Source organism: Amphritea atlantica, from assembly GCA_024397875.1.
Lineage (GTDB): Bacteria > Pseudomonadota > Gammaproteobacteria > Pseudomonadales > Balneatricaceae > Amphritea > Amphritea atlantica_B.
On sequence record CP073344.1, the window covers coordinates 3,002,745 to 3,015,095 of the forward strand.

15 protein-coding genes are annotated in these 12,351 nt (G+C 50.8%); all 15 read right to left on the bottom strand.

What is annotated here, in order from left to right:
• Positions 1 to 79: 79 nt before the first annotated feature.
• Positions 80 to 490: a ClpXP protease specificity-enhancing factor gene (locus tag KDX31_13845; GenBank protein UTW02428.1), complete on the bottom strand. Its 411-nt coding sequence runs from the start codon at positions 488 to 490 to the stop codon at positions 80 to 82.
• Positions 491 to 553: 63 nt separating this feature from the next.
• Positions 554 to 1,183 (bottom strand): stringent starvation protein A, encoded by a 630-nt coding sequence (gene sspA / locus KDX31_13850; protein UTW02429.1) that lies wholly within the window; start codon positions 1,181 to 1,183, stop codon positions 554 to 556.
• A gap of 90 nt (positions 1,184 to 1,273) precedes the next feature.
• Positions 1,274 to 2,035 carry a cytochrome c1 gene (locus KDX31_13855; protein ID UTW02430.1) on the bottom strand — a complete coding sequence of 254 codons (762 nt, stop codon included), beginning with the start codon at positions 2,033 to 2,035 and terminating at the stop codon, positions 1,274 to 1,276.
• Positions 2,035 to 3,282: a cytochrome bc complex cytochrome b subunit gene (locus KDX31_13860; GenBank protein UTW02431.1), complete on the bottom strand. Its 1,248-nt coding sequence runs from the start codon at positions 3,280 to 3,282 to the stop codon at positions 2,035 to 2,037. Before KDX31_13860 ends, KDX31_13855 begins: the two co-directional genes overlap by 1 nt.
• The gene (petA, locus tag KDX31_13865) at positions 3,282 to 3,878 is read right to left on the bottom strand and encodes a ubiquinol-cytochrome c reductase iron-sulfur subunit (GenBank protein UTW02432.1); all 597 of its coding nucleotides are present in this window, start codon (positions 3,876 to 3,878) and stop codon (positions 3,282 to 3,284) included. The genes KDX31_13860 and petA overlap by 1 nt, the downstream gene beginning before the upstream one ends.
• Before the next feature lie 292 nt (positions 3,879 to 4,170).
• Positions 4,171 to 4,563: a 30S ribosomal protein S9 gene (gene rpsI, locus KDX31_13870; GenBank protein ID UTW02433.1), complete on the bottom strand. Its 393-nt coding sequence runs from the start codon at positions 4,561 to 4,563 to the stop codon at positions 4,171 to 4,173.
• A gap of 13 nt (positions 4,564 to 4,576) precedes the next feature.
• A complete protein-coding gene (gene rplM, locus KDX31_13875; GenBank protein ID UTW02434.1) occupies positions 4,577 to 5,005 on the bottom strand; it encodes a 50S ribosomal protein L13 in 429 nt (142 codons plus the stop codon).
• A gap of 447 nt (positions 5,006 to 5,452) precedes the next feature.
• The gene (locus KDX31_13880; GenBank protein ID UTW02435.1) at positions 5,453 to 6,562 is read right to left on the bottom strand and encodes an AFG1 family ATPase; all 1,110 of its coding nucleotides are present in this window, start codon (positions 6,560 to 6,562) and stop codon (positions 5,453 to 5,455) included.
• A 1,163-nt stretch (positions 6,563 to 7,725) separates the two neighbouring features.
• Positions 7,726 to 8,436: an LrgB family protein gene (locus KDX31_13885; GenBank protein UTW02436.1), complete on the bottom strand. Its 711-nt coding sequence runs from the start codon at positions 8,434 to 8,436 to the stop codon at positions 7,726 to 7,728.
• On the bottom strand, positions 8,436 to 8,813 hold the full coding sequence (locus KDX31_13890; GenBank protein UTW02437.1) for a CidA/LrgA family protein: 378 nt from the start codon (positions 8,811 to 8,813) through the stop codon (positions 8,436 to 8,438). The genes KDX31_13885 and KDX31_13890 overlap by 1 nt, the downstream gene beginning before the upstream one ends.
• A gap of 30 nt (positions 8,814 to 8,843) precedes the next feature.
• Positions 8,844 to 9,431 (bottom strand): TMEM165/GDT1 family protein, encoded by a 588-nt coding sequence (locus tag KDX31_13895; protein UTW02438.1) that lies wholly within the window; start codon positions 9,429 to 9,431, stop codon positions 8,844 to 8,846.
• 116 nt (positions 9,432 to 9,547) lie between these two features.
• Positions 9,548 to 10,129 carry a molybdenum cofactor guanylyltransferase gene (gene mobA / locus KDX31_13900; GenBank protein UTW02439.1) on the bottom strand — a complete coding sequence of 194 codons (582 nt, stop codon included), beginning with the start codon at positions 10,127 to 10,129 and terminating at the stop codon, positions 9,548 to 9,550.
• Between the two features lie 5 nt (positions 10,130 to 10,134).
• Positions 10,135 to 10,380, bottom strand: a complete 246-nt coding sequence (locus KDX31_13905) for a MoaD/ThiS family protein (GenBank protein ID UTW02440.1) — start codon at positions 10,378 to 10,380, stop codon at positions 10,135 to 10,137.
• 53 nt (positions 10,381 to 10,433) lie between these two features.
• Positions 10,434 to 11,675 carry a molybdopterin molybdotransferase MoeA gene (locus KDX31_13910; protein UTW02441.1) on the bottom strand — a complete coding sequence of 414 codons (1,242 nt, stop codon included), beginning with the start codon at positions 11,673 to 11,675 and terminating at the stop codon, positions 10,434 to 10,436.
• On the bottom strand, positions 11,672 to 12,226 hold the full coding sequence (gene moaB / locus KDX31_13915; protein UTW02442.1) for a molybdenum cofactor biosynthesis protein B: 555 nt from the start codon (positions 12,224 to 12,226) through the stop codon (positions 11,672 to 11,674). The genes KDX31_13910 and moaB overlap by 4 nt, the downstream gene beginning before the upstream one ends.
• Positions 12,227 to 12,351: the final 125 nt, after the last annotated feature.

Below are 12,351 nucleotides of genomic sequence, written 5' to 3' on the forward strand. Positions count from 1 at the left end.
AAGTGAAGCGTCCAGACCTCAAACCTTAAAACCTCAGACGCTCAAACCTACTAAAAAAAACCGCCTGAGGCGGTTTTTTTTACTTAACAACTTTTAAAGAGGCACGACTCTTCGGTTTTGGCTTTGGATCTTCTGGCGGAGGATCATTATCAGGTTCATCACTATACAAGGCCTCAACACCCGGCTCAGCGCCAAACCCCATCCCCTGACCATTCTCACGGGCATAAATCGCCATCACTGCAACCATGGGTGCAAATACATTCATCGGCACGCCACCGAAGCGCGCGCTGAAGCTGACAGCATCATTCTCAATCGTTAGCCCCTGCACAGCACTCGGAGCGACATTCAGAACGATCTGACCATCACTGATGAACTGCTGCGGTACCATCACCCCCTGGATCTCAGCATCGATAACCAGATGAGGTGTCCAGCCACTGTCCAGAATCCACTCATTCAACGCACGGAGAAGATATCCACGACTTGATTGCATTACACACTCCAAAAAAAAGGATGAGTAACAACCCATCCTTTATTTATTATTAGCGACAGACTATCAGTCCCGCATTTCACGCTCTTCTTCGGACAGACTGATCTGAAATGCCTCACGCTCAAACAGGCGAGTCATATACTTGATCAGATCTTTACACTGAGCCTCTGGCAATTCAACACCCAGGATCTCCAGACGCCACAGCAGCGGAGCGATACAGCAATCCACCAGCGTAAACTCTTCGCTCATGAAAAAATCTTTTTCACCAAAAATCGGTGAAACTGCCACCAGACTGTCACGCAACGCTTTGCGGGCTTCATCTGCCTCGTCAGCATCTTCAGAGGTCAGAATAACATCCGCCAGAGAACACCAGTCACGCTGAATACGGTACATATACAGGCGACTTTCAGCACGTGCAACAGGATAGACAGGCAGCAGCGGCGGATGAGGAAAACGCTCATCCAGATACTCCATCATCACATTTGGCTCATACAATACCAACTCACGATCCAGAAGGGTCGGCAAGCTGTTGTACGGATTCAGTGAAGCCAGATCCTCAGGCAAATTATTCGGATCACAATCATTTATCTCAACTGCAACACCTTTTTCTGCCAGAACGATACGTACCCGATGGCTGTAATGATCATTACCATCGGAGTAAAAAGTCATAGAAGAACGCTTGGCCACTACACCCATTAAATCACCCCGTTTCACATGTTCCATAAAAAAAACATACGCGGACCAACTAAATTGGACCGCGTATCGGCATTACTGACCAGCAGACGTTTAGTGAACGTCTTTCCAGTACTCTTTCTTCAGGGCGTAAGCAAAGAAGAAGAAGATGAACAGGAAGATCAGTACTTTATAACCAATTGCCTGAGACTCCAGCTTAACAGGATTACCCATATAAGACATGAAGTTCACCAGGTCATAGATCGTTTTGTCGAACTCTTCAACAGAAAGGGAACCTTTCTCAGCAACGCTCAGACAACCACCCATCTGCAGTCCTGTCAGAGGATCGATAGTCTTCTCATGATGAGCCATCTCCTCTTTAGTACAGTGATTAACCTGAAGACCCTGAAGCCCTTCCAGAACGTTTGGCATACCAACATCCGGGAATACAACGTTATTCACACCCCATGGACGGGCAGGATCTTTGTAGAAGCTACGCAGGTAAGTATACACCCAGCTCTCACCACGAAGACGTGTTTCCAGCGTCAGATCAGGCGGCGGCGTACCAAACCATGCGGCTGCATCCGTCTGAGGCATAGCAATAGTCATCTGCTCACCCACTTTGGAATCACCAAAGATCAGGTTCTCTTCAACCAGCTCATTAGGAATACCCAGATCGGTTGCAGCACGCTCATAACGCTGATAGTTAGCAGAGTGGCAACCCATGCAATAGTTTACAAAGGTTTTCATACCACGCTGTAGTGATTCCTTATTGGCATGGTCCGGAGACATAGAATCCAGCGGAGCCCCACCCGTACTCGCACTAGCAGCCACTGGTGCCAGCACTAACATAATTGCGATAAAAAACTTTTTCATTAGCCTGTCACCCTTTCCGGTACCGGTTTAGTGCTTTCCATTCTGGTGTAGAACGGCATCAGGAAGAAGTATGCGAAATACAGTGCAGTACAGATCTGCGCCACCAGAGTACGGCCAGGAGAAGATGCAACAACCCCCAGGTAACCCAGAATAACGAAGCTGATTGCAAAGATAACCAGCCACACTTTGCTCATCCAGCCTTTATAACGCATGGATTTAACCGGGCTGCGATCCAGCCATGGCAGCACAAACAGGATAGCAATCGCACCACCCATCACCACCACACCAGGGAACTGAGAGGCCGCAATAGGCGGAATCGCACGCAGCATGGCGTAGAACGGTGTGAAGTACCATACCGGCGCGATATGCGGCGGCGTCTTCAGCGGGTTAGCAGGTTCAAAGTTAGGCTGCTCAATAAAGTAGCCACCCATCTCCGGGAAGAAGAAGATGATCAGGCAGAATACGAACAGGAATACCACAACACCAACAATATCTTTAACGGTGTAGTAAGGGTGGAATGGAATACCGTCCAGCGGAATACCGTTCTCATCCTTTTTCTCTTTAATTTCAACGCCGTCCGGGTTATTTGAACCCACTTCGTGCAGCGCAATAATGTGCATAACAACCAGCCCCAGCAGGACGATTGGCAACGCAACAACGTGCAGTGAGAAGAAACGGTTCAGGGTAATACCAGAGATCAGGTAATCACCACGAATCCACTCAGCCAGATCGGGACCAATCACCGGCACAGCAGAGAACAGAGATACGATTACCTGAGCACCCCAGTAAGACATCTGCCCCCATGGCAGCAGGTAGCCCATGAACGCTTCAGCCATCAGCGCCAGGTAGATCGTCATACCGAAGATCCACACCAGTTCACGGGGCTTACGGTAAGAACCGTACAGCAGACCACGGAACATGTGCAGGTAAACAACGGCAAAGAAGGCAGACGCGCCGGTAGAGTGCATATAACGTAGCAGCCAGCCATAATCCACATCACGCATGATGTATTCAACAGAAGCGAACGCACCCTCTGCAGTCGGGTTATAGCTCATAGTCAACCAGATACCGGTCAGTAGCTGGTTAACCAGCACCAGCAACGCCAGTGAACCGAAGAAATACCAGAAGTTAAAGTTCTTCGGAGCGTAGTATTTTGCTAAGTGATCATCCCACATCGCTGTCAGAGGGAAACGATCATCGATCCAGCCTATGAAGCCCGGATTTCCTTTATTACGTGCGCCAGCCATTATGCAGTCTCCTGATCCACACCAACGATGATCACATTATCGCTCTCATAAAAATGAGGCGGAATCACCAGGTTAGTAGGTGCCGGAACACCCTTCAATACTCGACCAGACAGGTCAAAACGGGAACCGTGACATGGGCAGTAGAAACCACCAACCCACTCCTCACCCAGATCTTCAGGGGCAAGTTCAGGCCGGTAGGTCGGAGAACAACCCAGATGGGTACAGATACCAACCATTACCGCGATATCTTCACGCAGTGACCGTGCAGCAGTGTGAGGTATATACACAGGCTGCTGAGGTGCCTCAGACTTAGGGTCAGCCAGACTACCATCCAGCTTTGCCAGATTCGCCAGCGCTTCAGGCCCACGACGCACAATCCATACAGGCTTGCCGCGCCATTTGACGATCATCTGCTGACCGACTTCCAGCTTGCTGATATCAGCTTTAACCGGAGCACCAGCGGTTTTCGCCTTCGCACTCGGATTCCATGAAGCCACGAACGGAACTGCAGCTCCTACGGCACCCACTGCCCCAACAGCAGAGGTGGCACCGATCAGGAGACGTCGCCGCCCCTTATTCACGCCGTCATTACTCATTAAGATTATCTCCCCTCACTCAACCCTCAAACCCCTGCACTATTGCAGCGCAGCAATTTTCCGGTTGCTCAGTAATGAATACCGAATTAACGGATTTTTAAAATGGCACAAATAGTAATGAAATTCCCCCCTTCTTACAAGGCCAATTCAGGCCAAAACGGCCTTTTTACGCCTATAGTCGACCCACTTCCGACATGCTCACGCAACAGCACAAATTAAACAAAAAAAAACGCCCGGACCATTTCTGATCCGGGCGTTTTCTGAGGCGATACAGAAGCTGTATCGCAGCGAATTAACGCTTGGAGAACTGTGGCTTCTTACGCGCTTTACGCAGACCCACTTTCTTACGCTCAACTTCACGAGCATCACGGGTAACGAAACCAGCAGCACGCAGTTCAGGACGCAGAGTCTCATCATATTCCATCAGGGCGCGAGTGATACCGTGACGGATCGCACCAGCCTGACCGAAACCACCACCGCCTTTAACGGTAATGTAAACATCAAATTTTTCTGTGTTACCAGTCAGATCCAGAGGCTGACGAACGATCATGCGAGCAGTTTCGCGACCGAAGTAAACATCAAGCTCACGCTGGTTAACAGTGATTTTACCTGTACCCGGACGCAGGAATACACGTGCAGTAGAGGATTTACGACGGCCTGTGCCGTAATACTGAGTTGTAGACATATTGACCTGCCCCTTAGACGTTCAGTTCTTGTGGCTGTTGAGCCGCATGCGGATGTTCTGCACCAGCGTACACTTTCATCTTAGTGTACATAGCACGACCCAGGGGACCTTTAGGTAGCATACCTTTAACGGCCAGTTCGATGGTGCGTGTTGGATGAGTTTCAACCATCTTCTCGAAAGAAGTTTCACGCAGACCACCCGGGTAACCAGTGTGGCGATAGTACATTTTGTCCTTACGCTTATTACCGGTTACGTTTACTTTCTCAGCGTTGATAACGATGATGTAATCGCCAGTGTCAACGTGAGGAGTGAATTCTGCTTTATGCTTGCCACGCAGACGACGAGCGATTTCAGTAGCCATACGACCCAGAGTTTTACCCTCAGCGTCGATAACATACCAGTCGCGTTTAACCTCTGCAGGCTTTGCGCTAAATGTAGTCATGATAAATTTACCTATACATCAGTCTGATTACTGCCAATTCAATCGATTAGCAATGCTCGACGACCTTATAATTATTGGTTGCAAACAGTGTTTACAACGTCAAAAATCCCCGGACCTATCCGAAGGAGCGCGGATTATACTGCAAGTTAAAAAATATGCCAATAATAAATTCAGTCGCTAGCGACCAGAACGCGACTTCGTCGCTTGCCAGACGCAAAGCTCCGCTTTGCTTGCTAGAAAAAGAAAAAACAAAAACCTGTAACTTCACTTGGGAGCAACACCAGCGCGCTACAGATCATCCCGTCTCACTTAACTGAAAAGCCCAAACACAACCGCGGCCTTCAACGACCCACAAAACAAGCCTTCACAGGTGACTTTCTTTTCTAGCTAGTCGCGCAGCGACGTCTAACCACTAGCAAGCGGCGAAGCCGCGTCTGACAACTGCTCTTAAGCCCGATGCTCTTTCGCCAGATATTCGTGGGACTGCATTTCTAACAGACGACTCTGGGTACGCTGTATTTCAAATTCCAGCCGCCCTTCGCTATAGATCTCATGGATAGATTTTTCAGCAGAAAGAATCAGCTTCACCCCACTATCATAAAACTCATCCACCAGGTTTACGAAACGACGAGCCGCATCATCATTGCTCCGCCCCAGCTGAGGCACATTACTGATCAGCACCGCATGAAAAATCTTACCCAGCTCGATATAGTCATTCTGACTGCGGGGGCCTTCACACAGCTCGGCAAAGTCAAACCAGACCACATCCTCACAACAGCGACGCACGTTGATATTGCGACCATTAATATCCAGTACACCACCGTCAACCACCTCTTCAAGATCGGGTGCAAGACTTTCAAAACTGTTATTCAGACTGACATCCGCGGTTCCATCCAGGGGATAGTGATACAACTCAGCCTGCTCCAGAGTCCGCAAGCGGTAATCAACACCACTATCCACATTAACAACGTTGGTAAACTTATTGAGCATATCTATCGCAGGTAAAAAACGGGCACGCTGCAAACCATTCTCATACAAACCGTCAGGGACAATATTTGACGTCGCGACCAGCGATACACCGTTTTTAAACAGCTCTTCTAACAGGCCACCGAGAATCATTGCATCCGTAATATCGGTCACAAAGAATTCATCAAAGCAGATAATCTGAAACTCGCTGGCATACTTCTTACCAATAGCGACCAGTGGATTAGGTGTACCATCCAGCAATTTCAGTTCTTTATGGACCCGCTGCATAAAGCGGTGAAAGTGGGTTCGCTCTTTATTCTCAAACGGCAGGCTATCGAAGAAGGTGTCCATCAGATAGGTTTTACCCCGACCGACACCACCCCAGAAATACAGCCCCTGAACCGGCTCAGTCTGCGATTTTTTTAACTTAGTCGACAACCGCCCCATCAACCCCCGGGGCTTTGGCTGATTCTGCCTGGCAACCAGATCGTCATAAAGGCGCTGCAGATGCTTAACCGCCTCCTCCTGTGCTGCATCATAGGAAAAGTCGTCGCGTTCAAGATCTTTTTTATAACGATCAATAGGAGTCATGCCGAAACCGTACCATTCAAACTAGTTCAGAGAATAAAGAGATAAAAGAAGGTTGGGCACTTTACTCTCAGCCCCCGGATTTTGCAACGCAACAAAGGGATGAGAGCCTAAGTCCGTTGTCCGGGCGCTGCACTTGCCCGAGGTCAGGAAGAGCATAAAGCAATTTTCACCACAGAGGATACGGAGGCAAGAGATTTAATTTAAGACTACGCGCCGATATACCCATCAGAGCCACGGCGATGAATTATTCCGCCGACTGCTGATGGCTTATCGCTGCTGGAAGCAGCTCCTACAAGGTGTAATGTGTTGTAGGAGTGGCGTCCCGCCGCGATGATTTTATCGCCCCTGGAAGGGGCTCCTACGGGGCCGGGCATGTATTGTAGGAGCGACATAAGTATGCCCTCTGGGTGCTTGCCGCGAAAAGTTTTATCGCCCCGGGACGGGGTTCCTACACAAAACAGATCATTGCGCCTAAACAGGAGCCCTTTTTAAGGGCGATTGATTATTTTCAACAGAGAAACAGAGGGAAGAGATTTAATTTGAGGCTGCGCGCTGATATACCCATCAGAGCCACGGGGATGAATTATTTCTCCGCCTGTTGATGGTTTATCGCTGCTGGAAGCAGCTCCTACAAGGTGTAATGCGTTGTAGGAGTGGCGTCCCGCCGCGATGATTATATCGTCCCTGAAAGGGGGCTCCTACGGGGAGGGATGTATTTGTAGGAGCGGCATTAGCATGCCCTCTGGGTGCTTGCCGCGAAGGGTTTTATCGCCCCGGGACGGGGCTCCTACACAAGACAGATCATTGCGCCTATGCAGGAGCCCTTTGTAAGGGCGATTTATTATTTTCAACAGAGAAACAGAGGGAAGAGATTTAATTTGGGGCTGCGCGCTGATATTCCCATTAGAGCCACAGCGATGAATTATTCCGCCGACTGCTAATGGCTTTATCGCTGCTGGAAGCAGCTCCTACAAGGTGTAATGTGTTGTAGGAGTGGCGTCCCGCCGCGATGATTTTATCGCCCCGGGACGGGGCTCCTACACAAAACAGACCTCTGCATCCTCTGCGGTAAGTCCTTTTCGAAGCCCGGGATGCGAATAAGCGGACAAGCAGCCGCAAGCTGCATTCGGACACACGAAGCAATTGAACCTCTGATCCGGTTTTTACCCTATCCCCAGCAACGGCACCAGCAATGGCAGCATAAATGCAGTGAATGCACCGGTCATACCCATCGCCAGCCCACCAAACGCACCGGCCATCAATCCATATTCGAAGGCAAAAGCAGTCCCCATACCATGCGCAGAGACACCCAGAGTAAACCCCTTTACCGCCTCATCAGTAACATTAAGAATGCGATAGATCGGCGGTGCCAGCATACAACCCAGCGCACCGGTAATCAGCACTAAACCTGACGCCAATGAAGGATACCCCCCCAACTTTTCCGCCACACCGATAGCGATCGCCGAGGTGACCGACTTGGGGGCGATAGACAACAACGTACCCAGCGAGGCATCAAGCGCCTGAGCAACCAGCAGAGCAGAGGCCGCCGCAGTCACAGCACCCGCCAGACACGCCAGCAGCAGCGGCAGAAGCAACCGTTTCACCCGCTCAAAATGATCAAATAACGGCACAGCAAGCGCCACCGTCGCAGGCCCCAGCAGAAAGTGGATAAACTGCGCCCCCTCAAAATAGGTCTCATATGAGGTTCCGGTCAATAACAGAAAAACAATAATCAGAGACAGCGATACCAGCACCGGATGCAATAACGGAGTGCCACCAAGGCGTCGGTTAAACCAGGAGGTCGCTATAAAAGTGCTGATAGTAATAATCAGCCACATCAGAGGCTTGGCAGCAAAGAAGGTCCAGAACTCCATCAGCGATCATCCCCTGCCGACGCATCTTCAGTCAGCTTATGCAGCTTCTTTGCAGACGGATTGAGAATCAGCGCGGTCACTACAATGGTCAGGGCGGTACTGACAATCAGAGCAATCAGAATTGCCAGCCAATCCTGTTTAAGCAACCCGAAATGAGTCATCAGCCCCACGCCTGCGGGCACAAACAGCAGGGCCAGATGCTTCAACAAAGCCTCACTGGGGATACGCAGATAATCCGGAACACTGCCATTTAAAACCAGGGCGACCAGCAGAAGCACCATGCCGACCACAGGCCCCGGCACCGGCATCCCCGCAATAGTAACAACCAGTTCTCCGACAAACTGAAACAGCAGTAAAACCAGGAATCCAATTAACATCTCATCCCCTGAGCAGTCAGGCCTGCGTCATCAAACCATCAACAATACAGCTTCCGTTCCGGCATAAAAAGCATACAGCGCAAAAGTAATAAACAGCACCCCTGATGCCCGATGCAACCAGATTACCGAAACATAACGCATTAACGCCCTGCCGGCCAAAACACCCAGCGCCGAAGTTGACACCAGCGCCAGCGTCGAACCAATCCAGACGAGCAGCCCTGGCTCGGTGCTCGCTAACCCCACTACAGCCAACTGAGTCTTGTCCCCCAGCTCTGCAAAAAACAGCATCAACAGCGCCGATACAAAGACACTCTTCACTGAGAGCGAAACATTGTCATCAGCCTCATCCTCCTCTGTTCTGAAGGACTGAATACCGAACCAGAGAAATAGAACCGCAACCACACCCAAAACCACAGGCCGTGGCAACCAGGTTGCCGCAACCGCGCCAACCAGAACAGCCAGCAGATTCAAAACCGCAAACGCAACAACCGCCCCCATCAGCACAGGAAAAATGCGGTAACGGGTAGCCAGGGTCATACAGACCAACTGACTCTTATCACCGAACTCGGCCAGAAACACCAATAGGAAGGCACCCACTACACTCGCCAACTGGTCCATCAAACACAACCCTTGAGAAATCAAAGTCGGCGATTATACAGAGTTTTTATGCAGAGTCTTTAATCACAGACCTTATGCCGAGCCCTGATACACAGCCCTCAGAAACAATCTTGCACCTAGCTCTCAGACTTTAACGCTTCCAGAGACTGGAGTTCCTGAAAAGTATTAAGATTGCATAACTGCTCAGACAGATCGGAAATATCGACCAACTGCATCGGATGGATGCGCATCCAGCGTTGCACTGCACGCTGCCCTCCTTTCAGCCATTGTTCCAGGTCATCAGCAAGCAGCCGGGGCATCACTGCATGCAGCGGATGCAACTTATCATCTTCTGATAACACGGTAATACTTTGAGGCGCGCGACCGGCAGCATCCAGCAATCGCTCAATAAGAGAGGGTTCAAGCAACGGCGTATCACAGGGCAACACTAACACCTGATCAGACCGACACACCCTGAGCCCCGCCATAATCCCGGCCAGAGGACCCTGAAATCCCTCCAGCGAATCCTCCACAACCTGATCACCAAGAACCGCATACTCCGGCAGATGCCGGTTACAACTAATCACAACCTGCTCGACAAAAGGCCGGACCAGCTCAACTGCAAAAGCCACCATCGGCTGCGACTTAAATGGCACCAGGCCTTTATCACAACCACCCATGCGGCGCCCCTCGCCACCTGCCAGGATAATAACATCCAAGCGCATTAACCGCCGGTCACAGGAGGAAAGAACGCCACTTCATCACCGTCTGAAATAACAGTATCCAATGGCACAATATCCTGGTTAACAGAACAGAGCAGCTGCCCGCTTAACGCCTTTTGCCACTCAACACCCTGCGCCTGCAGCTGCTCCACCAACCCGGCAGCACTGACAGAACAATCTAACTGATAACTTACCTGACCAACACCCAGCGCCTCGCGCAGGGAAGCAAAAAAAAGCACATTTACCATTACAACAACTCACTCATTTAATAGCCTGCTCTTGCAGCAGCCATCTGCCGCACTTAATTCATCACTTCACTAAACGGAATGAACATCAGCCGGCCACCCTCTTCAACCACCTGGTTCGGCGGCACCACAAGATAACCCGCAGCCATTACTGATGAACTCAACACGCCCGAACTTTGGCTGGCGCCGAGCACCGCTCGCCCATCTTGCAGCTGAACCCTGAGGTATTCCTGGCGACTAATCGCTTTAGGCCGGCTAAAGCCGACCTCCACGGAAAAACCGTTGGCTGCCACATTGCCAGCCCCCATTGAGCGAAGCAGAAAAGGACGCGCCAGTATATTAAATGTCACCAATACCGCCGCAGGATTACCCGGCAATCCAAGCAATGGCTTACCGTTGACATAACCAAAGGCCATCGGCTTACCTGGTTTAATCGCCAGTTTCCATAGTCTCAGTTCCCCCTGAGCCTCAACAGCCGCTTTAACATGATCCTCTTCACCCACAGAGACACCACCACTGGTGATAATACAGTCTGCCTGCTCAGACGCTTGCCTCAGAGCGGCTTTAGTCCCCTCCAGAGTATCTTCAACAACCGCCGAATCGACAACTTCACACCCCAGCCCCTGTAATAATCCCCGGATAGTATACAGATTAGAGTTATATATCTGGCCCGGTTCAAGCGGATTCCCCGGCATCACCAGCTCATCACCGGTCGCCAGCACTGCAACCTTTAAACGCCGGTAAACTCTGACTTGGGAAACACCTACCGATGCAAGAACGCCGACATGGTGCGCCTGAAGCCGCATACCGGCCGGAATAACAACCTGTCCGGTACGGATATCCTGCCCCTGACGACGAATATTGTTACCGACGGACGGCACTTCAGTCACTTCAACCCATTGCTGACCATCACTCTCACCCGCCGTGGCATTCTCCTGCATCACAACGGCATCAGCACCCAATGGAATTTCAGAGCCGGTAAAGATACGCGCGGCAGACCCGGATTTCAGCGGCAGGGGCGCTGTTCCGGCAGGAATGCGTTGCGATACGTTAAGACGTCCACCTGCGGCAAGGTCTGCAATTTTTAATGCATAACCATCCATGGCACTGTTATCTGCGGGCGGCACATCAACAGTTGACAACTGGTCTTCAGCCAGCACCCGCCCCAGAGCATCACTGATACTCACCTCTTCAGTCGCAACCGGCAACGTCACTTCCGCCAGCAGCCTTTCCAGCGCTTCACCAACCGGCATCAGCTGAGGTGCAGGTGCATCACAATCGCTATGTTGACTACTCATCCGCGCGGCCCACAAGCAGTATCGACAGGTCTCGCTGTCATCACCATCTCAACAAAATTACAGGGCCGGTGACGCGCATCAAGTTGCTCCCGGATAATACCGTTCCAGGCGGTCTTACAGGCGCCGGTCGAGCCCGGCATACAGAAAATAACGGTTCGGTTCGCAACACCGGCAAACGCCCGGGACTGAACCGTCGAAGTGCCGATCTCCTCATAGGAAAGTTGGCGAAACAGCTCCCCATAACCCTCGATGGCTTTATCAAACAGCGGCATCAATGCTTCCGGGGTTGTATCCCGCAGGGTAAAGCCGGTTCCCCCGGTCACCAGAATAGCCTGAACCGAGGCATCGGCGATCCATCCAGAGACGACCGCACGTAGCTGATACACATCATCTTTGCAGATCACTCTCTCAGCCAGCCGGTGTCCAGCTTCAGTTAATCCGTCCACCAGCGCATCACCCGAGGTATCATTTTCCGGAGTACGGGTATCAGAAACAGTCAACACAGCGATCTGTAACGGCTGAAACGGTACATTTGTTTTTGTATGACTCATAAAATCCTCATAAGAAGGGGTCATGCCATATAAACAGAACATGAAAATAAAACGATAAATAAAATATGACCGGGTGTCCAAGCCTCTTTACAAGACAATTATAGAAAGACAACACCCGGGAACAC